22 protein-coding genes are annotated in these 22566 nt (G+C 49.1%); 19 read left to right on the forward strand and 3 right to left on the reverse strand.

What is annotated here, in order from left to right:
- The 16 genes from KV201_RS11450 (at nucleotide 1) to KV201_RS11525 (ending at nucleotide 16506) form a co-directional block, all read left to right on the forward strand.
- The gene (locus tag KV201_RS11450) at nucleotides 1–249 is read left to right on the forward strand and encodes an acyl carrier protein (protein WP_006079822.1); all 249 of its coding nucleotides are present in this window, start codon (nucleotides 1–3) and stop codon (nucleotides 247–249) included.
- On the forward strand, nucleotides 249–797 hold the full coding sequence (locus KV201_RS11455) for a hypothetical protein (protein WP_226059384.1): 549 nt from the start codon (nucleotides 249–251) through the stop codon (nucleotides 795–797). Before KV201_RS11450 ends, KV201_RS11455 begins: the two co-directional genes overlap by 1 nt.
- Nucleotides 794–2158, forward strand: a complete 1365-nt coding sequence (locus KV201_RS11460) for an AMP-binding protein (protein WP_226059385.1) — start codon at nucleotides 794–796, stop codon at nucleotides 2156–2158. Before KV201_RS11455 ends, KV201_RS11460 begins: the two co-directional genes overlap by 4 nt.
- Nucleotides 2151–2555 (forward strand): thioester dehydrase, encoded by a 405-nt coding sequence (locus KV201_RS11465; protein ID WP_126490998.1) that lies wholly within the window; start codon nucleotides 2151–2153, stop codon nucleotides 2553–2555. The genes KV201_RS11460 and KV201_RS11465 overlap by 8 nt, the downstream gene beginning before the upstream one ends.
- Nucleotides 2549–4420 (forward strand): glycosyltransferase, encoded by a 1872-nt coding sequence (locus KV201_RS11470; protein WP_126490997.1) that lies wholly within the window; start codon nucleotides 2549–2551, stop codon nucleotides 4418–4420. The genes KV201_RS11465 and KV201_RS11470 overlap by 7 nt, the downstream gene beginning before the upstream one ends.
- The gene (hutH, locus tag KV201_RS11475; RefSeq protein ID WP_126490996.1) at nucleotides 4417–5991 is read left to right on the forward strand and encodes a histidine ammonia-lyase; all 1575 of its coding nucleotides are present in this window, start codon (nucleotides 4417–4419) and stop codon (nucleotides 5989–5991) included. Before KV201_RS11470 ends, hutH begins: the two co-directional genes overlap by 4 nt.
- Nucleotides 5988–6419 (forward strand): thioesterase family protein, encoded by a 432-nt coding sequence (locus KV201_RS11480; RefSeq protein WP_063884990.1) that lies wholly within the window; start codon nucleotides 5988–5990, stop codon nucleotides 6417–6419. The genes hutH and KV201_RS11480 overlap by 4 nt, the downstream gene beginning before the upstream one ends.
- Complete coding sequence (locus KV201_RS11485; protein WP_226059386.1) at nucleotides 6419–7168, forward strand: outer membrane lipoprotein carrier protein LolA; 750 nt, start codon at nucleotides 6419–6421, stop codon at nucleotides 7166–7168. Before KV201_RS11480 ends, KV201_RS11485 begins: the two co-directional genes overlap by 1 nt.
- Before the next feature lie 2 nt (nucleotides 7169–7170).
- Nucleotides 7171–9690: an MMPL family transporter gene (locus KV201_RS11490; protein ID WP_226059387.1), complete on the forward strand. Its 2520-nt coding sequence runs from the start codon at nucleotides 7171–7173 to the stop codon at nucleotides 9688–9690.
- A gap of 23 nt (nucleotides 9691–9713) precedes the next feature.
- Nucleotides 9714–11003 (forward strand): NAD(P)/FAD-dependent oxidoreductase, encoded by a 1290-nt coding sequence (locus tag KV201_RS11495; protein ID WP_012586551.1) that lies wholly within the window; start codon nucleotides 9714–9716, stop codon nucleotides 11001–11003.
- A 4-nt stretch (nucleotides 11004–11007) separates the two neighbouring features.
- Entirely contained in the window at nucleotides 11008–11796 is a 789-nt protein-coding gene (locus KV201_RS11500) for a DUF3261 domain-containing protein (protein WP_226059388.1), read from the forward strand.
- Between the two features lie 49 nt (nucleotides 11797–11845).
- Entirely contained in the window at nucleotides 11846–13045 is a 1200-nt protein-coding gene (locus KV201_RS11505) for a beta-ketoacyl-[acyl-carrier-protein] synthase family protein (RefSeq protein ID WP_226059389.1), read from the forward strand.
- Between the two features lie 4 nt (nucleotides 13046–13049).
- Complete coding sequence (locus KV201_RS11510; RefSeq protein ID WP_226059448.1) at nucleotides 13050–13583, forward strand: hotdog family protein; 534 nt, start codon at nucleotides 13050–13052, stop codon at nucleotides 13581–13583.
- A gap of 165 nt (nucleotides 13584–13748) precedes the next feature.
- Nucleotides 13749–14474, forward strand: a complete 726-nt coding sequence (locus KV201_RS11515; RefSeq protein WP_226059390.1) for a 3-ketoacyl-ACP reductase FabG2 — start codon at nucleotides 13749–13751, stop codon at nucleotides 14472–14474.
- On the forward strand, nucleotides 14475–15734 hold the full coding sequence (locus KV201_RS11520) for a beta-ketoacyl-ACP synthase (RefSeq protein ID WP_226059391.1): 1260 nt from the start codon (nucleotides 14475–14477) through the stop codon (nucleotides 15732–15734).
- Between the two features lie 28 nt (nucleotides 15735–15762).
- Complete coding sequence (locus KV201_RS11525) at nucleotides 15763–16506, forward strand: hypothetical protein (protein ID WP_012586545.1); 744 nt, start codon at nucleotides 15763–15765, stop codon at nucleotides 16504–16506.
- 230 nt (nucleotides 16507–16736) lie between these two features.
- On the opposite strand, the gene KV201_RS11530 is transcribed toward KV201_RS11525, so the two are convergent.
- Together KV201_RS11530 and KV201_RS11535 are read right to left on the reverse strand one after the other, a co-directional pair.
- Complete coding sequence (locus KV201_RS11530) at nucleotides 16737–16898, reverse strand: hypothetical protein (RefSeq protein ID WP_226059392.1); 162 nt, start codon at nucleotides 16896–16898, stop codon at nucleotides 16737–16739.
- Nucleotides 16899–17069: 171 nt separating this feature from the next.
- Nucleotides 17070–18035, reverse strand: coding sequence for a hypothetical protein (locus KV201_RS11535; protein WP_226059393.1), 966 nt, complete (start codon nucleotides 18033–18035; stop codon nucleotides 17070–17072).
- Nucleotides 18036–18407: 372 nt separating this feature from the next.
- Here KV201_RS11535 and KV201_RS11540 point away from each other — a divergent pair, with 372 nt between their 5' ends.
- The 3 genes from KV201_RS11540 to KV201_RS11550 all read left to right on the forward strand — a co-directional run bounded on the left by KV201_RS11540 (nucleotide 18408) and on the right by KV201_RS11550 (nucleotide 21226).
- Complete coding sequence (locus KV201_RS11540) at nucleotides 18408–18884, forward strand: GNAT family N-acetyltransferase (protein ID WP_226059394.1); 477 nt, start codon at nucleotides 18408–18410, stop codon at nucleotides 18882–18884.
- A gap of 233 nt (nucleotides 18885–19117) precedes the next feature.
- The gene (locus tag KV201_RS11545) at nucleotides 19118–19714 is read left to right on the forward strand and encodes an SCO family protein (protein ID WP_226059395.1); all 597 of its coding nucleotides are present in this window, start codon (nucleotides 19118–19120) and stop codon (nucleotides 19712–19714) included.
- 120 nt (nucleotides 19715–19834) lie between these two features.
- Nucleotides 19835–21226 carry a methyl-accepting chemotaxis protein gene (locus tag KV201_RS11550; protein WP_226059396.1) on the forward strand — a complete coding sequence of 464 codons (1392 nt, stop codon included), beginning with the start codon at nucleotides 19835–19837 and terminating at the stop codon, nucleotides 21224–21226.
- Nucleotides 21227–21268: 42 nt separating this feature from the next.
- Here KV201_RS11550 and KV201_RS11555 read toward each other — a convergent pair whose 3' ends face one another.
- A complete protein-coding gene (locus KV201_RS11555) occupies nucleotides 21269–22429 on the reverse strand; it encodes a benzoate/H(+) symporter BenE family transporter (protein ID WP_226059397.1) in 1161 nt (386 codons plus the stop codon).
- Between the last annotated feature and the right edge of the window lie 137 nt (nucleotides 22430–22566).

The following is a 22566-nucleotide window of genomic DNA, read 5'->3' on the forward strand; positions in this document are numbered from 1 at the left end:
ATGCAAAATCGTGAACAAATCCTCGCTATGCTGACCACTATTTTAGTGGACGAATTCGAAATTGAGGCCGAGGCGATTACGCCTGAGGCCAACCTGTATGAAGAGCTCGATCTCGACAGTATTGATGCCGTCGACTTAGTGATCAAGCTGCAGCAACTGACGGGTAAAAAGATCCAACCCGATGAATTTAAATCCGTTCGCACAGTCAACGATGTGGTGAATGCCATCGAAGGTTTAGTTAAAGACTAATGCGCGCCTTGCTACAAGTCTTAACCGCCCTCACATTGCTGGCCTATCCGCTTGCCGTGTATTTCGGGCTGAATTATTTGCCTGCTGGCACCATAGCGCTCGTGCTGTGTTTATTGCTGATTGTGCGGTTAATGCTACAAAAGCAAAAGGTTAAGACGTTAGTATTGCCCCTTTTGGTGGGGATTGCGCTTACGGCAGGCAGTTATCTTGCCAAGCGCAGCGACTGGCTTTTGTATTACCCTGTGGTAATAAATCTGACTATGCTGGCTCTGTTTAGTTATTCACTGCACACTGGCCCATGCATGATAGAGCGTTTAGCCCGCTTGAAAGAACCCGATTTACCGGATGAAGCCATTCCGTATCTTAAAAAAGTCACCCTACTTTGGTGCGGCTTATTTATCTTAAATGGCTCGATGGCGGCTTATACCGCTGGCTTTACTAGCTTAGCAACCTGGACCTTGTATAACGGTTTGATTGCATACGTACTCATGGGACTGCTCCTCGGTGGGGAGTGGTTATATCGCAGCTTTTGGTTGAAGAAAACATGACACAGCTACTCAAAAACTGGTTAACCCAAGGGCCCTTTGCCCAACAACTGATCAGCTTTAATCACCACGACATAGTCACAGGTGCATTATTTACCAATCAGGTGGCGTATTTTTACGAGCAACTGCTCGCCGCGCCCGAGAAAAAATGGCTGCTCGCGAGTGATACCAGCGATCTGTTTGCCGTCGGATTATGTGCCGCGCTGTTAGCGGGCAAAGAAATTATCCTGCCTCCCAACACCCAAACCGGCACCTTGAGCGAGTTAACGCACCAGTTTGATGGCATCTTGTCAGACAAGCCTTTGTGCGAATGCCAAGCTTTTGTGTTGCTGAAAAAGGAACTGAGCCTACCCAACAAACCTTGGCCCGCGAGCGAGGCTATCGGCGAGTTAGTGCTCTTTACCTCTGGCAGCAGCGGCGAACCTAAGGCGATCCGTAAAACACTTGAACAGTTAGATATCGAAGTGTCTGTGCTCGAACATACTTTTGCCGAGCATTTGCCCCATTGCAGCGTGGTATCCACAGTTTCCCACCAGCATATTTACGGTCTGTTATTCAAGATTTTGTGGCCGCTCGCCGCCAGTCGACCGTTTTTAAGCGAACAAATTGAATACCCAGAAACCCTAAGTTATTACACTGCCTTGCTGCCAAACCTGTGTTTGATCAGTAGCCCAGCCCAGTTATCGCGCCTGCCTAAAGCGCTAGAGCACGAGCGGCAACTGCGCTCACCGAGCTTAGTATTTAGCTCTGGCGGGCCATTAAGTTTTGTCGCAGCCAAAGGCGTCAACCAGTGCTATGGTCATCTGCCCATCGAAATCTTTGGTAGCACAGAAACGGGCGGCATCGCCTATCGCCGTCAGCATGAGGCCGATGAACCTTGGCAAGTGTTTGACCGCATCTCAATAGATCAAGATCCGACCGACGGCGCCCTGCTGCTGAAATCGCCCTATTTGGCCGACGATGAATGGCTACGCTGCGAAGATAAAATCGAACCAACCGAGAATGGCCAGTTTAGGCTCAAGGGCCGACTCGATCGCATCGTTAAGATTGAAGAGAAGCGTCTGTCGCTCGCGCAAATGGAAACCCTCATGTGCAGCCACGCCTACGTTGAGCAAGCCGCTCTGGTAGTGCTACCACAGTTTAAATCCCAACTTGGCGCAGTGGTGACCTTGTCAGAACTCGGTAAAAACGTGCTGCAAGAACAGGGCAAACTCAGTATTAACAATGCCCTAAAAGCACATTTACTGACCCAATTTGAGCGCGTCACCCTGCCACGCCGCTGGCGTTATCCGGATATTTTACCGCTTAACACTCAGGGCAAGCGTGTCACTGCCCAGTTAGTCGAGTTATTTGATCATGATTAAATCGAGTTTACCGCCGATCCTGCATTCCGATATCGGCATTGATAACATTGAATTACGTCTGTTAGTGGCGGCCGACCTTGAATATTTTAACGGCCATTTCCCCGAACAAGCCGTGTTGCCGGGCGTGACGCAATTAGATTGGGCGGTGCGTTTAGGCTGCCAACATTTCGGTTATTCAGAGGCGGTCGCTAACTTAGAAGTGCTTAAGTTTCAGCAACTCATACTGCCAGGCCAAGAAGTCACCTTAAGCATTAGCAATAATGCCGCTAAGGCAAAACTCACCTTCGCCTATTGCGATGGTGAAAACTGTTATGCTTCAGGTCGTATCGCCTTTGATAGAACGCCCGTTAACAGCAAATCTGCTACCAACATTAGCGATGAGGCAAGTCAGTGCTAACGCCTCCCAGCGACCTTGTTGAGTCGGCGCCCATCAAACTCGCCTTAGTGATCCCCAATTATAATCACAGCGCCGCGATTGCCCAGACCTTGGCCGAACTCGCCCAATTTAATCTGCCCTGTTATTTAATTGATGATGGCAGCAATGACGAAACCCGTTATTTGCTGCAATCCTTAGCCCAAACCTATCCTTGGGTGACTTTGCTGCTGCATCCGTACAATCGTGGTAAGGGCGCCGCTGTGATGACAGGGCTGCGCCGTGCCTACCGCGATGGCTTTAGCCATGCACTGCAGGTCGATGCCGATGGTCAACATAATCTCGCTGATATTCCGGCTATGTTAGCAAGGGCACAAGCTAAACCCGATGCGCTGATTTCGGGTAAGCCTGAGTACGATGAATCTGTACCTAAGGGCAGGCTTTATGGCCGCTACTTAACCCATTTTTGGGTATGGGTCGAAACCCTAAGCTTTGATATTCAAGATTCTATGTGTGGCTTTCGCGTTTATCCGCTGGCCGCCACTGAGCGATTACTGTGCCAGCAAGCCTTAACAGAACGAATGGATTTTGATATCGAAATCCTGGTTAAACTCTACTGGCAAGGGGTGGAGATTCTATTCCAGCCGACTAAGGTGATTTATCCCGAAGGCGGCGTCAGTCACTTTCAAGCTGTGGCAGATAATGTGCGCATCACTAAGCTGCACACACGACTGTTTTTCGGCATGCTCAAACGCTTGCCTTGGCTATTGAAGCGTAAATCACAGCGTAAATCGCAGCAACAAGCCGTGCAAACTTCCGATTGCTCGTCAGCAACATCATCGACTTCAGCAACCCATTGGTCTGGCATGAAAGAGCGCGGCAGTTACTGGGGCATCAAACTGTTAGCCGAGAGCTATCGCTTTGGCGGCCATTGGTTGTGCCGCGCCATTATGTATCCGGTGATTTGCTATTTTTTCCTCACAGGCAAAGTCACCCGTGAAGCCTCGTTAGATTTTCTGCGCCGCGTGCAAAAACTTGAGCCGCAACACCCTAAGCTCAATCAGCCTGTAGGCTGGCGCGATAGCCTGAATCACTTTTTAGCCTTTGGCAATGCAGCACTCGATAGAATCGATGCCTGGTGCGATCGTATCCAATTGAGCCAAGTGGATTTCCCCGACCGCCAAGTGCTGGCCGATCAGCTCGAAAGCGGCAAAGGCGCGGTGTTATTAGTGTCGCACCTGGGTAATTTAGAACTTTGCCGCGCCATTTCAATCCACCAGCGCAAAGTCAGAGTGAACGTCATGGTGCTAACTAGCCATGCGGAAAACTTCAATAAGGTACTCAAACAGTTAAACCCAGATAGCACACTCAATCTTATTCAAGTGACCGAACTGAACCCTGCAACGTCTATGCTGTTACAGCAAAAAATTGAGGACGGTGAACTGGTGGTGATTGCGGGTGATAGAACCTCATCGAATACCCAAGGCCGCGTCATGTATGCGCCGTTTATGGGCCAAGATGCCGCGTTTCCACAAGGGCCGTTTATTTTGGCGGGCTTACTCGATTGCCCCGTGTTTTTAATGTTTTGCCTGCGGGAACAAGGCCGTTATCGGGTGCATTTAGAACGCTTCGCCGAAACGCTGAAAGGCCCAAGAGCGGGCAGAATGGACAGATTACAGCAGGCCGTGAATCGCTACAGCGAACGTTTAGAATACTTGGCCAGACGCGAGCCTTTGCAATGGTTTAACTTCTTCGATTTTTGGCGCAAAGACAGCGAGCTACAACGCACCCCATCGCATTTAGTACAGCCCAATCCGTTACCGACAACTTCAGCATCATCGCCGATCCCAGATCAGGATCATAAGACAGACAGGACACAGCATTCATGAGCCACACCAAAGCAGCCGACTCCGAGAGTCAGTCAGATCTACAGACTGTTGAGTTCGGCCGTCAGTTTCTCACCTTAGAACAAGTGGTGGCCGTCGCCAAGGGCGCGCCAGTCAAGCTCTGTGACGATGCGGATTATCAAGAATATATCCAAAAAGGTGCGCGCTTTATCGATAGCCTGCTGCACGAAGAAGGCGTGGTCTATGGCGTAACCACAGGTTATGGCGACTCTTGCACAGTCAATGTGAGCTTAGATCTGGTCCACGAGTTACCACTGCATTTAACCCGCTTCCACGGCTGCGGTTTAGGCGAGACCTTAAGCATAATGCAGGCCCGCGCTGTGATGGCTTGCCGTTTAAACTCCTTAGCCATTGGCAAATCTGGCGTGACCTATGAGCTATTAAAGCGCATCGAAACCTTGCTGAATCTCAACATAGTGCCAGTCATCCCAGAGGAAGGTTCGGTCGGCGCCAGCGGGGATTTAACGCCGCTATCGTATTTGGCCGCCGTATTAGTCGGCGAGCGCGAAGTGATTTACCAAGGTGAGCGCCAAGCGACTCAAGATGTGTACGCTAAACTCAACATCACCCCGCACGTGCTGCGGCCAAAAGAAGGCTTAGCCCTGATGAACGGCACGGCTGTGATGACGGCTTTAGCCTGCTTAGCCTTTGATCGCGCGCAATATCTTGCCCGCTTAAGTAGCCGCATTACCGCCATGGCTTCGTTAACGCTAAAAGGCAACTCGAACCATTTTGATGAAATCTTATTTGCCGCCAAACCGCATCCAGGGCAAAACCAAATCGCCACTTGGATCCGTGAAGATTTGAATCACCACGAACATCCACGTAATTCGGATCGTCTGCAGGACAGATATTCCATCCGCTGCGCACCGCACATTATCGGCGTGTTGCAGGATGCGCTGCCGTTTATGCGTCAGTTTATCGAAACCGAAGTCAACAGCGCCAACGACAACCCGATTGTCGACGGCGAAGGCGAGCATATTCTCCACGGTGGCCATTTCTACGGCGGCCATATCGCCTTTGCGATGGATTCACTGAAAAATACTGTGGCCAACTTAGCCGATCTTATCGACCGCCAAATGGCGCTAGTGATGGACCCTAAGTTTAACAATGGCTTACCTGCTAACTTATCCGGTTCAACCGGCCCGCGCCGCGCGATTAATCATGGTTTTAAAGCGGTGCAAATTGGCGTGTCGGCTTGGACGGCAGAAGCGCTCAAGCACACTATGCCCGCCAGTGTGTTCTCACGCTCGACCGAATGCCACAACCAAGACAAAGTCAGCATGGGCACTATCGCCGCCCGCGACTGTACGCGCGTGCTGCAATTAACCGAACAAGTCGCCGCAGCTGCATTACTCGCCATGACCCAAGGCATTGGCCTGCGTATCGCCCAAAATGAATTAGACGAAGCCTCGCTCACGCCATCGTTAGCGAAAACCCTCGCCCAAGTGCGCGCCGATTTTGAGACCTTAATTGAAGATAGGCCGCTTGAAGCCGTGCTGCGCCAAACCATAGCTAAAATCCAAGCGGGCGAATGGGAAGTGTGCCGATGAAATCATTGCTCACTATCGATATGGAAATGCAAATTCCCTTCCACGATGTGGATTCTATGGGGATCACTTGGCATGGCAATTACCTGCGCTATTTCGAAATAGCCCGCTGTAAACTGCTCGATGAGCTGGGCTACAACTACCGCCAAATGCAAGCATCTAACTATGCGTGGCCGATTATCGATTTGCAGATTAAGTACGTCAAAGCCAGCACCTTCGAGCAAAAAATCACAGTGCGCGCCGAGTTAGTTGAGTGGGAAAACCGCTTGAAGATCAATTATCAAATTCGCGATGTCGAAACCGGTGCGCGCATCACTAAGGGTTATACCATTCAGGCGGCGGTCGATATGAGCACCCAAGAATTGTGCTTTGTTACCCCAGACGTGTTCCGTGACAAAATCGCCACCCTGCTCGCTAAGGTTGAAGACTAATGAACTCAGTACTGGCGAAGTGTGCATTATTCCTCTGCTTAGCTTTTGCTTTGATAAGCCAGCCACTCAAAGCTGGAACCTTAAGTGACAAGCTTGCCACGCCCGGTGATTATCAAGCACTCTTTAGCCAAAGTACGGATACCGCGCAGCTTGTCGCCTTAAGCCAAAAACTTAACTTGGGCGAAACGGTGCGAGGTCACTTTGTGCAATCTCGGCAGCTAAAGGTGCTCAAAAAGCCATTAATCAGCCAAGGTCAGTTTATCTTCGACAAAGAGCAAGGGCTGATCTGGCAACAGATAAAACCCTTCGAATCCCTACTGATTTTAAAGGATAAGCAACTGATCCAGCGTGATAGCCAAGGTCGAGTGCAGGTCAGCAAGGCCGACACCTCGGCAAGCGCCGCCGCTATGGGCGATTTATTACCCAGCCTAGTGCGCGCTATGCTCGGCGGGGATATTTCCGGTTTAAGCGAAAACTTCGAGCTGCACTTTCTCATCACAGACAGGTTAAGCCCAGACGGCCAATGGCAATTAGGCCTAACGCCCAAAGATCCCTTAATGAAAAAAGCCATCGCCAATATGGTGTTAGAGGGTAGCGATGTGTTGCAGTCCTTAGTGCTGCTGAGCGCCGCGCCGAATGTGACACCACAGGATATGACCCGCATCGACTTTAGTGCGCTTTCCCAAGGCACTCTCAGCGAAGCCGAATTAGCGCAGTATGCGTTGGCGCTCGAGGCGAGCAAACCTTAGCCATGGCCTCCAACTTCGGCGCGCGCGCCAATCAAGCTTTGATGCAATCTTCCCCCAAGTGGCGCCTCGCCATTTGGTTGCTATTGATGCTGTCAGCAAGTCTGTGGACACTGCAACTCTGGCAAAACGGCGCACGGGTGCAGAGCGATATTCTGGCCATGTTGCCGCATTTACAGCAGGATAAACTCACCGAACGCGCCCTTAACCAAGTTGAAGCCACGCTCGCCGATCAAGTCTATATTGCGCTTGTCGCCAAGGATGAAACCACGGCAATCGCTGCGGCTAAGCTCTTGATGCAAAAGCTTGAAACTGACCTTGTGGCAAGGGGTAAGCAAGGCGCGCTAACCGATATTCGCAGCGCCGATATGCAGCTCGGTGAAGCGCTAGGGCAATTCTATTTCCCCCACAGATTTAAATTACTGACAGCGCCGCAAGCTGAAGCGTTAGCCAGCCAAAATATTGAAAGTCTGATTGAGGCGGCCACAGCGCAGCTTTACAACGCCTTTAGTTACGCCAATAGCAACTTGCTCGCCCAAGATCCGCTGCTGTTATTCCCAGCCAATTTACTCGCCCTCGCGCCGAGTTCAAAAGTCAGAGCCAGCCAAGGGATACTGCTCGCGAATCAAGGCGATAATGTTGCCGCGGTCGTCATGGCAAAAGGGCGAGAAAGCGCTTTTAATCCCAATGCGCAATTAGCGCAGATGACGGCATTAACCCAAGGATTGGATGCCGTTAAACAAAGCTACCCAGATATTACCGTGCTCAAAGCTGGCGCCCTGTTTCATGCCCTTGCGGCAACGCAAACGGCTAAGAGTGAAATATCGATCCTCGGCCTAGCATCCTTACTTGGGGTAATAGCCTTAGTTTGGTTGGCGTTTCGTTCTGTAATGCCGCTACTGCTAGCAATCGTCACTATTTCTAGCGGGCTGTTGCTCGCCGTGACTTTTACCTTAAGCGTATTTGGCGAGCTGCATTTACTCACCTTAGTGTTTGGCACTAGCTTGATAGGCATTGCCATCGACTATAGTTTTCATTTTTACTGCGAGCGCTTAAGCAATACAGAGCGGAGCGCAAAGGCCACAGTGGCGTATATCTTCCCAACGGTGACACTCGCCTTTATCACTAGCGCTTTGGCTTATGTCGGCATAGGTTTAGCACCGTTTCCCGGCATGCAGCAAGTCGCGATTTTCTGCGCCGCGGGTTTGCTCGGGGCCTATCTCACCCTCATTCTCGCCTATCCACTGTTAGCAGGAAGTCGTTTGCCTGAAGGCTCCCGCCCGTTAGCGCTCGCGGGGACTTACCTTGCCTGTCTCACTCAGTTATCGAAACGATTTACCACGCCGTTAGGCATGGGCATGTTTGCTTTGGTGATACTAGTCTGGTGTCTGGTTGGCGTAACAAAGTTAACCGTCGATGACGATATTCGCCATTTGCAACAAAGCCCTGCGAGCGTGACTGAGCCAGAAAACCAGCTACGCCAGTTACTCAGTGGCGGCACAGACAATCAATTCTTATTGGTGCGCGCACCGAGCGAAGAAGCGCTGCTGCAACAGCTTGAGCGAGTGTCACCCATGCTTGATACCGCCATAACAAACCAAGAGTTAGGCAACTATGTCAGCCTTAGCCGTTATCTGCCCAGCCATCGAAAACAAGACACGGCTTACCACTTACAGGGCAAAATCTATCAAACTCAGATAGATACTGTGCTCACAAGCCTTGGTTTGGATGAAAATCTAAAGCCAGAACTGCAAGCCGCCTATTTGGCCGCGAAAACAGAGTACATCACGCCTGCTACATTCTTTACGCTAGGGGCAGGCAAGCAACTCGCGCCGCTGTGGCTCGCGCCGAATGAGGCTAACAGTCCAGCTGGCAATGGCCAGCCAAATGATGATGGGGCAAGCGCGGAACATGGAGCAGATCAGGGGGCCGATTATGGAGCTGATTATGGTGCAATAGTCCTCCTTGGTGGCATTCAGCAAATCGATGCCCTTAAGGCGCGTTTTGCCCATGATGGAAGCGTGCAGCTTATCGACAAGGTGGCGGACATTTCAGCCGTCATGGGACATTATCGATTGTTAACCCTAAAGCTGTTAGCCCTTGCACTTGGCATCGCACTCTTGTTGTTTAGCCTGAATTTCGGCTTTAAAAAAGCGGCGGTTGTGGTTGCCGTGCCAGCCCTTGCGGCCTTGCTCACGCTCGCAACCTTAGGCTTAACGGGCTCACCACTGAGTCTGTTCCATGCACTCGCGCTCATTTTAGTTTTCGGGATTGGGATAGACTACAGCTTGTTTTTTGCCTCAGCCCAGAACCACGGCAAGGCAGTGATGATGGCGGTGTTTATGTCCGCCTGCTCGACCCTATTGGCCTTTGGTTTACTTGCCTTTAGCCAGACCCAAGCGATTCACTACTTTGGCTTAACCCTATCACTGGGCATAGGGTTTACCTTTTTACTTTCGCCGTTGATTTTGACCACAACACTGGCTTTAACCACCAATCAGCTTCTAACGACAAAAAAGTCCTGATGACTACAAGGAACGTATTTTACATGTCTACACAGGTTCACGATTTATCAGCTATACCAAATTCACTTGATGTCGATGTGGCTATTATCGGCGCAGGGCCTTCGGGCGCCATCGCTGCCAGCCTGCTACACCAGCAAGGCAAGCGCGTGCTTGTGTTAGAAAAACAGCATTTTCCTCGCTTCTCCATCGGCGAAAGTTTACTGCCCTGCTGCATGCAGTTTATCGAAGAAGCGGGCATGTTAGATGCGCTCAATGCCGCTGGATTCCAACATAAAAATGGCGCCGCCTTTCGTCGCAATGGAACTTACACCACCTTCGATTTTACCGATAAATTTACTCCTGGGCCGGGCACCACGTTTCAAGTGCAGCGCGCCAGTTTCGATAAACTGTTAGCCGATACGGCCCAAAGCCAAGGGGTCGACATTCGCTACGGCGAAACGGTCGAGGCGATAGATTTAACCGAGAACCCACGCTTAACGGTGCGTAATGAACAGGGCGAGCTTTATCAAATCAATGCCCAATATGTGCTCGACGCCAGCGGTTTTGGTCGCGTATTACCCCGCTTGCTCAACTTAGAAAGTCCGTCTTGCCTGCCACCGCGCAGCGCCATCTTCACCCATGTTGAAGACAACATCAGCGATGCTAGCTTCGATCGTAATAAGATTTTGATCAGCGTCCACCCTGAACATAAGGACATTTGGTATTGGCTTATTCCCTTTAGCAATGGCCGTTGTTCACTCGGCGTGGTGGCTGAGCCGCAGTTACTTGAGCGTTTACAAGGTTCGCTTGAGCAACAATTGATGAGCATAGTCAATGAAGAACCTGGGCTTAAAGCCCTGCTGGCAAACGCTAAAGTGGTACAGGAATGCGCCACGCTCAAAGGTTATTCCGCCAATGTGTCACGCCTTGCGACCGACAAGTTCGCCCTATTGGGTAATGCGGGCGAGTTCCTCGATCCGGTGTTTTCCTCCGGTGTGACTATCGCCATGCAATCGGCGTCTATGGCGGCAAAATGCCTGACGAAACAACTCAATGGCGAAACGGTTGACTGGCAAGCCGATTACTCAACGCCTTTAATGCAGGGCGTGAATGCCTTTCGTACCTATGTGCAAGCTTGGTATGATGGCCGCTTTCAGGACGTGATCTTCTATGAAGAACCGAACGAGCGTATCAAGCAGATGATTTGTTCCATTCTGGCGGGCTATGCTTGGGATACAAATAATCCCTTCGTTAAAGACTCGGAGCGACGCCTTAACATGATAGTCGAACTGTGCCGAAACCCAGCCGCCACTCCAGCATTCGCAGAGGTCTAACCGCATGCCGCTAAACCTTAACGCTAAATGGCCAGTGATCGCCGCCCTGCTGCTCGCAAGCCTTGGGCTAACGGGCTGTAGTGAACTGCTGTTCAGGCAGACCTGTGTCGGGCTCGCTAAGGATATGCGTTATTGTTTGGCTCCACTGCCCCATGACTTTGCTCCCCCGACCGATAAGCCGTTGACTCATCCTAGGATACAGCCCGCGACTGAGTCTACAACTAAGCCCGCCATCATGGCGAGTCAGCAAACCGACAGCAATACTGGCGTATCTTCACCCCAGTCCTTTAGCCAAAAAGTCAGTATTAAAGTGGGTAAAGAGTCCCACGAACTGCTCACTCAATTGGAATTAGAGGGCGAGCGCATGACGCTCGTGGGTTTAGCGCCACTCGGACAGGCTTTGTTTACCTTGGTTTATGATGGGAATACACTCAGCAGTGAGCAAAGCGTGCTGCTGGGCGACAATTTTAAAGCCGAGTATTTAATGGCGATGATGCAACTGATCTATTGGCCTGAGCAGAGTATTCGCGCCCATTTGGAAGGTGGCCATTTAGTGACTGGTCTTTGCGATACGGTTGGGGGAAATCAGAGCGACACGCTTGTCGATACCCGAGTAATTACAATCCCCTGTCGCCAGATCTATAGCCAAGATACCTTGATCAGTAAAAGCGCCCTGCAAACCCATGTGGTGCAAATTCGTTATCAACAAAATGTCGGCGACGCCCTATGGCAAGCCCACATCAGCTTAACTATGCCACAGGCCAAGTTTGAGCTAGAAATCGAACCTATTTAACCTTTTAACACCCGCACTTCGCTGTGCCATGGTAAAAAAACGATACGCTATGATGAACAGAGTAGCCATTACACAGATTGGATTGTGTACCCCGCTAGGGCAAGATCCCCAGCAGGTTTTAGACCGCCTGATCGCGGGCGATACCAGCGCGATGCAGCGCAGTGACACACTCCTGTTCGAGCACCCAACCTTAGTTGCGCCAGTGACGGCTGCGCTACCAGCGATTCCTGCAAAGCTCATTCAGTTCGATTGCCGCAATAACCAGTTACTCCTATGCGCGGCGCAGCAAATTAACGCCACGATTGAACAAGCGAAACGGGATTTTGGTCATACCCGCATTGGCGTTGTGCTAGGCACGAGCACCTCGGGGATTTCTAAAGGTGAAGCAGCCCTGAGCTACCGCAATGAACACGGCCACTTTCCGGCGGATTACCACTATTTCCAGCAGGAGCTCGGCAGCACTAGCGACTTTTTGCGCCAATATTTTGAGCTAGATGGCCCTTGCTATACGATTTCAACCGCCTGTTCCTCCAGCGCAAAAGTCTTTGCCAGTGCCAAGCGTTTACTCAGCGCTAACCTCTGCGACATGGTGATTGTTGGCGGTGTCGATAGTTTGTGCCAACTCACAGTCAATGGTTTTAATGCTTTGGAATCTGTATCCAAAGGTCACTGTAATCCTTTTAGTATCAACCGTGATGGCATTAATATTGGCGAAGGCGCGGCCTTATTCGTGCTGACGACGGGCGAGTCCGATGTGATGCTGGCTGGCATTGGCGAGTCGAGCGATGCCCATCATATTTCCGCACCTCATCCCGAAGGCGCTGGCGCAATCACCGCCATGCAAGCGGCTTTGCAAGATGCAAATATTGCGGCACAAGATATTGGTTACATTAACTTACACGGCACAGCGACACCCAAAAATGATGCGATGGAAAGCCGTGCTGTGGTTGAAGTATTTGGCGCCAACACCCCGCCTTGCAGCTCGACCAAACCCTTAGTCGGCCATACCTTAGGTGCCGCTGGCGCAATCGAAGCCGCCTTCTGCTATTTATTGCTTTCGGCACATAATCATGGCCAAGTCCTGCCGCCCCATCAATGGGACGGACAAGTCGATCCACAGGACCCGTCCATTGCCTTAGTCGAACGCCATCAAATCGCCGCAAAAGGCACACTTAATTATGTGATGAGTAATTCCTTCGCCTTTGGCGGCAGCAATGCCAGCCTGATTTTTTGCCGTAACGAGGCCTAAAATGATGCCCTTTATTCAATTCAATTTACCCTTTGCCGAGCAGGATATTGCCGATTTCATCCCCCACAGGGCGCCGATGATCTTGGTCGATAAGATCATCTCTTATCAACGCGATACCTTAGTTACCGAAGTCACGATCACGGCGCAAAGCCCCTATTTCGACGATAAACATCAAGCCGTACCCAATTATGTGGGTATCGAATATATGGCCCAAAGTATTGCCGCACTGGCCGGAGTAGAAGCTAAGCTGCGCAATGATAAAATCCGCGTGGGTTTTCTGTTGGGGTCGCGCAAATTAGCGCTACATGCCAAGCAATATGAACTCGGGCGCACCTATCGCACCCAGGTAAACCGCCTCTATCAAGAGGAGTCGGGATTAGCGGTATTCGATTGCCAGATTTATCTGCTGCCCGAAGCCGGAAGCGATCAAGAGAAAATCTTAGTCGCCACAGCGAATGTGAATGTGTTCCAACCCCAAGACACGCAAGCCTACCTTGATGGAAATCAAGACGCGGGCAATAGAAGCCTTGGGCACTGACTTGGACACTAATATCGAGGCAATGCTGAGACCATGCAATCGCAGCAAACTGAATTAGCCTGTCGATAAAAGCGTTAGATTAAGCGCCGTAGCAAGCAGCTTTTTACCATAAATACATGAAACCCCATACCGACTCCTAAAGATAAAATGGGGTGGAGAAAATAGATGAATAACAGAGTATTAGTCACAGGTTCGAGCCGCGGCATAGGTAAAGCCATTGCCCTCAAACTGGCCGCAGCAGGCTTCGATATCGCCCTGCATTACCACAGCAATCAAACGGCGGCCGATGACACTGCCGTTGAAGTTCGCGCGCTTGGAGTCAATGTGAGCCTGCTAAAATTTGATGTTGCCGACCGCGCGACAGTCAAAGCCGCCATCGAAGCCGATATCGAGGCCAATGGTGCCTATTACGGCGTGATCCTCAATGCCGGTATCAACCGCGATACCGCCTTTCCCGCCATGACAGAAAGCGAGTGGGACAGCGTCATCCACACTAACTTAGACGGTTTTTATAATGTCATCCATCCCTGCGTGATGCCTATGGTACAAGGCCGCAAAGGTGGACGTATCATCACCTTAGCCTCGGTATCTGGGATCGCGGGCAACCGTGGCCAAGTGAATTACAGCGCCTCAAAAGCGGGTATTATCGGCGCGACTAAGGCACTGTCATTAGAACTGGCAAAACGCAAAATTACCGTCAACTGTATCGCCCCGGGCTTGATAGAAACCGACATGGTGGCCGATATCCCTAAGGATATGGTCGAGCAATTAGTGCCGATGCGCCGCATGGGTAAACCCAATGAAATCGCAGCCTTAGCCGCATTTTTAATGTCTGACGATGCCGCCTATATCACTCGCCAAGTGATATCGGTCAATGGAGGCATGATCTAAATGAGCGAGGCGACAAATCAAACACGCTTGGGTAAACGAGTGGTCATCACAGGCATTGGCGGGATTACCGCCCTAGGCCATGATTGGCCGACGATAGCGGCGAGCCTTAAGGCGCAGAAAAACTGCGTCGTCACTATGAGTGACTGGGATAGATACGACGGACTTAACACCCGTTTAGCCGCGCCCATTACTGACTTTGAAGTGCCAAGCCATTATTCGCGCAAGAAAATTCGTTCTATGGGTCGGGTTTCTATCATGGCGACCTGCGCCAGTGAACTGGCTTTACTCGATGCGGGGCTGTTGGATGACCCTATCGTATCCTCAGGTGAAATGGGCATCGCCTACGGTTCATCCACGGGCAGTACCGATCCTATTACCGCCTTTGGCGATATGCTAAAAACGGGCGATATGTCGGGCATCACCGCAACGAGTTATATCCGCATGATGGCGCACACCACAGCGGTGAACGTCGGCGTATTCTTCGGCTTAAAGGGCCGAATTCACACCACCAGCAGCGCGTGCACTTCGGGTAGCCAAGGCATAGGTTACGCCTATGAAGCTATCAAATACGGTCAGCAAACCTTAATGTTGGCGGGCGGCGGCGAAGAACTCTGTCCCACCGAAGCCGTCGTGTTCGATACCCTGTTTGCCACCAGCACTAAAAACTCGACGCCCGAACTCACGCCGCGCCCCTTTGATGCGGATCGTGATGGCCTCGTCATTGGCGAAGGCGCCTGTACCTTGGTGCTCGAAGAGCTCGAACACGCCAGGGCGCGTGGCGCAAAAATTTATGCTGAGTTAGTCGGTTTTGGCACAAATTCCGACGGCCAACACGTCACCCAACCGAATGCGCAGACCATGGAAATCGCCATCAGATTAGCCCTCAAAGATGCGCAGCTTGAGCCTAGCGCCATAGGTTATGTGAACGCCCACGGCACAGCAACCGACCGTGGTGATATTGCCGAGAGTCACGCGACTCAGGCGGTGTTTGGCGCTGAGACGCCAATTTCATCCCTTAAAAGCTACACGGGCCACACCTTAGGCGCATGCGGTGCGTTAGAAGCTTGGGTGAGTATTGAGATGATGAATGCGGGCTGGTTTGCGCCAACACTCAATCTTGAGAATATCGACCCACAGTGCGCTGATTTGGACTATATCCGCAACGAACTGCGCCCAATCGACACGGATTATGTGATGAGTAATAATTTCGCCTTTGGCGGCATTAATACCTCGCTGATTTTTAAACGCTGGACCAGATAACACCTAAAACCCACATAAGGACATAGCAATGAAACTACTGTTTGCAGGGATGCTGCTGAGCATCAGTTTATTAACCGCGCCGCTGCTTGCCAAAGAATACACGGTAGAAACCTATCAAGAAGTCTTTAAGGGCGACAACGAATTTAAGCAGAAGCAAGCCATCGAATCCTTAAGCCTTGCAGGTTTATCCGATCCTGCGATATACGACGTGCTCGAAGCTAAACTGCTTGCCTCTTTACCCCAAGCGACTGAAAAAAATGCCATCGACTATAGTGCTTGGTTAGTCAAAGGCTTAGCCTATTCGGGTAACGACAAGTACAGCGAAACCATCAACAGCATTATGAATGGCAACTATCACAAAAAACTCAAAAAATACGCATCTCAAGCCAATGAAAACCTAACGCAATATAAAAAGTGGAATGCCATTCTTGGGGATAAAAGCCAATATACTGCCGACCAAAGTCAGCAAAATAACGCCTTTGCCAATGCCCTTCGCAGCGATGATTTAGAGTTAATGCGACTAGCGGCTAAACGCATCATGGATGATCGTCAGTACGATGACTTTATCCTAGCCGTACTCAGTAACGAATTGAAAACGCCACGCTTAATGGCTGATGACAAACTCGCTATCGATACCTATGCCAACATGGCAAAAGCCCTAGCAAGCTCGGGCAACGCAGATTACCGCGACGTGATTGAGAATATTGCGACCACAAGTTCAAACCGAAAACTGCAAAAATACGCGGCAAGCTACCTGAAGAAATTCTATTAAACCAGCCCGTTTTACGCTTAATCGAGAAAATTATGGCCGAGCTTATCCTCGGCCATTTTTATATCCGTTTGGATCACTTTTTAAATTAAAAGAAAATTTACTGTTGGCCTTAGCGTTTGCTGATATTCGCCTTTACAGGCTTGCGATGGTAATCACTCACGACACTGTGAAATCTAAGTTGATAAACGAGAGTTACGGAAGGCGAAGAGACAGTTAAACATAGATATTGTTCAGAGTGAGGCCAACCATGGTACTGGCTCGGCGACGCGCAGCAAGTCCATCCTTGGATGCTCGACCGCCCCGTCCATGGGGCGGACGGTCGTCTCACCAATCACCATGATTTGCCTTTCGAGCATCTGCGTAACCTTAGGTTCAAAGACTAGAGCTAACATTTTATGATGGTAGGTTCAGCCAAAAATTTTAGAAAACTAACAATAGAAAGCTTGTTAAATAAGAGCTTAATGGCTCTTCGGATGAGGATAAATATGGCAATTTGGGATAAAGGCTCTGCTAACTAGAAAATTACGATCGTAGCGGATGATTATTTCAAGTGCTGAAATTTGTTATGCTTTCTGCTCATTTACTAGCTTACTAATTTCATTTGCGTGCAGCATCTCAATCGTACCAGGAACATTTATAGTTCTAAATTTCCCACCTGTCTCAATGTACTTATGCTCCTCTTTAACGTCGGCTTTCTCGTAACCTGCAAAATCACATAAATTTTTAAAGTAGTCATTTGAATATCGATAAGCAGCTACCAAATCGTCAGTTGTGGTTCCAATCGAAAGGTATTTCTCTTGCCCTTTACCTTCAACCTCTATGTCAAGATATATCCCTTTACCAGCTAGCTCATTATAGATTTCAGGAAGCCCTAGGGTGTAACTCAGGTTATGAATGGTTACACATGCATTGAGTAAATAAAGACTAAATACTTTCTCTGGATCTTTGTTTTTTAAAATGTAATCAATTTGCCATCTTGCAGCACCCAACAACCTTTCAATGGAACTAAACATGTCAGTGTTAACTTCAGGAATCCCAGAGTTTGGGTTACCTTTAAAAAAATTTTTGTGAATTCTGGGATGTATCTTAAACTGCCCATTAAAGACGCCAAAATAGTCTGCCCCTTCAAGTCTATCAAAGTATGAAAACAACTCTTTCCTATGCGAATAAAAAGCGTCTAAATTATTTTTATGCGCAGTAATTGCTATCTGCTTTGCTGTTTGTTCAGTCGCGTGAAATCGAGATATCAGGACAGCTAGCGGTATTGTAAGCGAAAGAAAAGTAAGAGGAATGGTACTAATATTGAAGAAAGTAGCGAGTCCATATGACGAAATATCAATTTCGTAACCATGCCATGCTATAGCGCCAAAGATAAAAAAATATAAAACAGGGATTAGAATACACAACCACAGTACGCCTTGCTTTAATAAGCCTTTTTCTGGGTTTAACCTGAAAGAGCTCCATCCTAAAACTGACATTATTAGTACGGGCGCAAGCAATAACGGCCCAAGGATAATTGATAAAAGCATTAATTCTTCCCTCAACCTTATATATCTCCATTGGCATAACAGTGTTCTACCCCGACTTTTCGTTAAGCCCCAAAAAATACACTAGGATCTAAACTTCCAGAGGAATATTATTTAAATATCACAGTAAGTTACCACCGTTATCGCATCACGTTCAACACTTTGTTGGACAAAAAACGCAGAAGAAAACAGTGCTTTTTGCTGCAAAAATTTGGTGATAGGAATCGAGCAAAATAAGGCAATCTAAAACTCCTCAGAGATGACTTCGCTAATGGCTTAGGATTTGCTTATCCACAGCGGCGCAATTGCAAACAGATAACAAAGCGATGACGCCATTATGGATAAGCCAAAATAATAGGGAGCACCCGATCTGCCATGAAATCCACCATAAGAGCCATGAAAATCACCTTAGATGACCTTAAAGGGCCAGAGATAGCGGCATTGCTGCAAGAACACCTCGAGGATATGCGAGCAACCTCTCCGCCTGAAAGCGTTCACGCATTAGATCTTGATGGCCTGCGTCAGCCCAATATTCACTTTTGGACCCTATGGGATGGCAACAATTTAGCGGGCTGCGGTGCACTAAAATGGTTAGATGCCGAGCACGCCGAGATCAAATCCATGCGCACCGCCGCGCCCTATAAGCAGCAAGGTATAGCGTCTAAAATATTGCAGCACTTAATTAACGATGCCAAAAGTGCTGGCATCAAACGCCTCAGTCTAGAGACAGGTTCGATGGACTTCTTCAACCCAGCTCGCCTGCTCTATAGCAAATTTGGTTTTGAAATCTGTGACCCCTTCGACGGCTACCAACTCGACCCCAATAGCGTGTTTATGACAAAGAAAATCTAATTTTAAGCAGTGGTAAACGGTACGAAAGCCGTTTACTATGCGCAACGCCAATCTCTGCATCAATAACGTTAACTTAAAATGTTCCCATTCAAGCCTTTCAACGTAAATCACCCCCAAAAATAGATAGTGCTTTTAATGAAAAATAGCCCAAGGCGACTATAGTTCTAACTAATGCAATGGAATTGCTAATTGACGCAATCACTTACATTTCAAATGTATTAAATAAGAAGTATATGAAAAAACCCAGCACATTCATTAGCACAGTGCTAATTGTGGCCATGACTTTACTAATCCTCCCCGCCATTGCTTATCTAAACCAAGCGATATCGGGAAGCTATGGCATTGAAACCCATCAAGATACTGATATTGATTTTACTTGGCAGGATATTCACGGCAAAACGCACCAATTTAGTGACTGGACTAAGGGACCAAGCTATCTGTTTCTTGGCTTTTTGAGCTGCTCACAAATTTGCCCTATTCGCGTACATCAAGTGCGCTCACTGATGGAACAACTCACTGAAAATGAAAGAACAAACATTCGTTTTCTGTTTGTCTCTATCGATCCTCAAAATGACCTGCCAGCCCTCAGAGCACAAATGATCGATAATCAGTCGGCGCAATTTTTTAGTGCCGAGTTAACCCCTGAGCGACTCGAAACCCTCCAGCGGCAACTGGCTGAAATATCAAGTCAAACTAGCGATATAAATCTGCACACAGGTAATCTTTATTTAATTTCACCCACGGGAAAGCTTAAACAAACCTATACTCAACAGCAGCTTATTACCGAAAGGTTGCTTTCCGATCTCAATACTATGATGTCTTCAAATTAGGCAAACAAAATGAATCACTCATCGAATAATTCAATGGCAGTTAAAAACGATCAGACCTTATATCGTCTGCTTCTCGCTCAGGCACCAATCCTTCTCGTAAGTGGGTTTGTTGGAGCACAGATGATAAGCTTTGCCATTTTGGCCGCAATTGCCGTATTGCTCGTCACCCAAATAAGTTACAGCCTGCTGAAGGCAACACCTATGTTTGCGATTGTGGCCGCCGTTATCATGATGACGGTTTCCGCCCTACTCATTCAGACCCAAATGGGGATGATTGAAATGCACTTTCATATCTTCGCCACTATGGCGATTTTCTTAATTTGCCAACGTTGGGAGCCTATAGTCGCAGCGCTACTGACTGTTGCGGTACATCATGTACTGTTCACGTATATTCAAATGCAGAGTGTGGAAATCAATCAGGTTGCCATCATGCTTTTTGCGGGTCAGTGCTCTTGGGATATCACGTTTGTGCATGCTCTGTTTGCCGCCGCCGAAGCGGGAATTCTGATCTTACTCGCCTCAATGATGCGTGTCGAATCGTCGGCAAATCAGCGTATTGCGGATGCGATTGAACAGATCTCTGAGTTTAAAGATATTTCTATTCGACTCGAGCCAGCTAAAAATCATGCCGAAATGGCGTTTAATACTATGCTCGAAGAACTCACCCAAGTGTTTTCCGATTATCGTGAAATTGCTGTTGATATGGCAAAAACCACTAACCACCTAAAACAGCTGAGTGATGAAACCCAACATACTGTGCATGAGCAAAATCAGCAGGCGCAACAAATTTCCGATACAGCGCAAAATGTCATTCAGCAGATCAGCCAAGCCGCTGCCGATAGCCATGACTCAGCACAAAGTGCGCGCCATGCCGCTAACTCTAGTGATGAAGACAGAAAGAGCGCGCTTAATATTATGGAAGATATGAAGAAGCTGGAAAAAAATACCACAGAAGTGACCCAGTTCTTAACCGAGTTAACATCAGACGTCAGTGCTATCACTAAATTACTCGAAGCGATCCGGAGCATCTCGGAGCAAACGAATCTGCTCGCACTCAATGCGGCTATTGAAGCCGCACGAGCAGGAGAAAGCGGCCGTGGCTTTGCCGTGGTTGCTGATGAAGTCAGAGCCTTAGCACAACGTACAGGCCGCTCAACCGATGATATCGCCACGGTCTTAACTCACCTTAACACCAGTATGATTAAGACTGTCGACTCAATGAACTTAAGCAAACAAAGCACAGTTGAAAACCTGAAACACACCAGTGAAATCGCTAATGGTCTCGCCCAACGCTCGGAACAGATCACCCATGTTGCCGTATCGAGTGAGAGCGTGGCACACACCACCCAATCCCAGAGCCAAGTGCTCGCTCACATTGGGGAAGATATTATCGATAACGCACATGCGATCAATGAATTGGCCACTAAAGTTAAGGAACTCTCATCGGGAACGCTAGCATTGAGCCAAATCGCTACCGCCTATCAAACTAAGGCGGCAGCCTACAAAATCTGATCTTTTAGTCATAGATGCTAAACGCCAAAACACGCCCCTTAACTAGCGTGTTTTGGTTTGCCATGCATGAATAATAAATCCAGCCAACAGACCCCAAAATGCGCTGCCGATACCCAGTACACTAAAACCTGATGCCGTGACCAAGAAAGTGATCACCGCTACTTCGCGATCTTCGGTTTTAGCTAATGCGGCAGTCAGGCTATTGGCGATAGTGCCAAGCAGCGCTAATCCGGCGATGGCCAGTACTAATTCCTTCGGGAAAGCGGAAAACAGACCAACCACAGTGGCGCCGAGTAACCCAGTGATAAAGTAAAATACGCCGCCCCACACTGCCGCCCAGTAACGGGTCGCGGGATTCGGGTCAGCTTCTTTACCCATGCAAATAGCCGCTGTGATGGCGGATAAGTTAAAGGCAAAACCACCAAAGGGCGCGAGGATAACCCCGATTAGCCCTGTGCTCGTGATCAAAGGCGAAATAGGCGGCCTGTAGCCATTACCGTGCAGCGCGGCGACGCCCGGCATATTTTGCGAGGCCATAGTCACTACAAACAGCGGTAACGCCACGCCAATCACACTCGCCAGCGAAAACTCAGGCATGGTCCATACCGGCATCGCCAGTTGCAACTGAACGGCATCTAACTTGAGTAAATCTAATTGAAAGCTCATGCCGATGCCCACCAGCAAGGTCAGCAAGATGATGTAGCGCGGCGCAAAAGGTTTAACCACGACAAACACCAACAGCATGATCAATATGAGGCTCAGCTGGGTTTGCATCGCCTGAAATAGCCCTAGGCCAAATTGCAGCAGGATCCCCGCCAACATGGCTGAAGCGACTGACTGCGGCATGATGCGAATAAGTTTATCCATCCAGCCCGCCACTCCACAAAGGGTAATTAACATCGAACTCACCAGAAACGCGCCTATGGCTTGGTTGACGCTCAATCCCGCTAGGCTGGTCACCATCAGCGCAGCGCCCGGTGTCGACCAAGCCGTTAGAATAGGATTCTTGTAGTAAAGCGATAATCCTATGCTGGTCACGCCCATGCCCACACCTAAAGCCCACAGCCACGAACTAATCTGTGCAGGTGTCGCCCCCACGGCCTCCGCCGCTTGAAAGATAATCACAGCCGAGCTGCTATAACCCACTAATACTGCAATAAAACCCGCTGATATTTTTGACAAACTCCCTGCATCTCGCCACATATTCACTCCCTTCCTCTGCAATTGATGTCGCCACCACGTTGTGCGCTATCGCTTATCAAATGAACAAGATAGCCTTCGTGCGCTATAACGTACGAGATGGACAAGATAGCACCTGTGCGTTATAACGTACAAACTAA

This window comes from Shewanella sp. SR1 (assembly GCF_020447145.1).
GTDB lineage: Bacteria > Pseudomonadota > Gammaproteobacteria > Enterobacterales > Shewanellaceae > Shewanella > Shewanella baltica.

What these genes read in the sequence shown, in the direction of transcription:
- KV201_RS11525 (WP_012586545.1), top strand. Translation starts at nt 15,763, where the DNA reads ATGAAACTACTGTTTGCAGGGATGCTGCTGAGCATCAGTTTATTAACC.
- KV201_RS11450 (WP_006079822.1), top strand. Translation starts at nt 1, where the DNA reads ATGCAAAATCGTGAACAAATCCTCGCTATGCTGACCACTATTTTAGTG.
- KV201_RS11555 (WP_226059397.1), bottom strand. Translation starts at nt 22,429, where the DNA reads ATGTGGCGAGATGCAGGGAGTTTGTCAAAAATATCAGCGGGTTTTATT.
- KV201_RS11540 (WP_226059394.1), top strand. Translation starts at nt 18,408, where the DNA reads ATGAAATCCACCATAAGAGCCATGAAAATCACCTTAGATGACCTTAAA.
- KV201_RS11520 (WP_226059391.1), top strand. Translation starts at nt 14,475, where the DNA reads ATGAGCGAGGCGACAAATCAAACACGCTTGGGTAAACGAGTGGTCATC.
- KV201_RS11460 (WP_226059385.1), top strand. Translation starts at nt 794, where the DNA reads ATGACACAGCTACTCAAAAACTGGTTAACCCAAGGGCCCTTTGCCCAA.
- KV201_RS11545 (WP_226059395.1), top strand. Translation starts at nt 19,118, where the DNA reads ATGAAAAAACCCAGCACATTCATTAGCACAGTGCTAATTGTGGCCATG.
- KV201_RS11500 (WP_226059388.1), top strand. Translation starts at nt 11,008, where the DNA reads ATGCCGCTAAACCTTAACGCTAAATGGCCAGTGATCGCCGCCCTGCTG.
- KV201_RS11485 (WP_226059386.1), top strand. Translation starts at nt 6,419, where the DNA reads ATGAACTCAGTACTGGCGAAGTGTGCATTATTCCTCTGCTTAGCTTTT.
- KV201_RS11510 (WP_226059448.1), top strand. Translation starts at nt 13,050, where the DNA reads ATGCCCTTTATTCAATTCAATTTACCCTTTGCCGAGCAGGATATTGCC.
- hutH (WP_126490996.1), top strand. Translation starts at nt 4,417, where the DNA reads ATGAGCCACACCAAAGCAGCCGACTCCGAGAGTCAGTCAGATCTACAG.
- KV201_RS11495 (WP_012586551.1), top strand. Translation starts at nt 9,714, where the DNA reads ATGTCTACACAGGTTCACGATTTATCAGCTATACCAAATTCACTTGAT.
- KV201_RS11535 (WP_226059393.1), bottom strand. Translation starts at nt 18,035, where the DNA reads ATGCTTTTATCAATTATCCTTGGGCCGTTATTGCTTGCGCCCGTACTA.
- KV201_RS11490 (WP_226059387.1), top strand. Translation starts at nt 7,171, where the DNA reads ATGGCCTCCAACTTCGGCGCGCGCGCCAATCAAGCTTTGATGCAATCT.
- KV201_RS11505 (WP_226059389.1), top strand. Translation starts at nt 11,846, where the DNA reads ATGATGAACAGAGTAGCCATTACACAGATTGGATTGTGTACCCCGCTA.
- KV201_RS11515 (WP_226059390.1), top strand. Translation starts at nt 13,749, where the DNA reads ATGAATAACAGAGTATTAGTCACAGGTTCGAGCCGCGGCATAGGTAAA.
- KV201_RS11455 (WP_226059384.1), top strand. Translation starts at nt 249, where the DNA reads ATGCGCGCCTTGCTACAAGTCTTAACCGCCCTCACATTGCTGGCCTAT.
- KV201_RS11530 (WP_226059392.1), bottom strand. Translation starts at nt 16,898, where the DNA reads ATGTTAGCTCTAGTCTTTGAACCTAAGGTTACGCAGATGCTCGAAAGG.
- KV201_RS11550 (WP_226059396.1), top strand. Translation starts at nt 19,835, where the DNA reads ATGATAAGCTTTGCCATTTTGGCCGCAATTGCCGTATTGCTCGTCACC.
- KV201_RS11465 (WP_126490998.1), top strand. Translation starts at nt 2,151, where the DNA reads ATGATTAAATCGAGTTTACCGCCGATCCTGCATTCCGATATCGGCATT.
- KV201_RS11480 (WP_063884990.1), top strand. Translation starts at nt 5,988, where the DNA reads ATGAAATCATTGCTCACTATCGATATGGAAATGCAAATTCCCTTCCAC.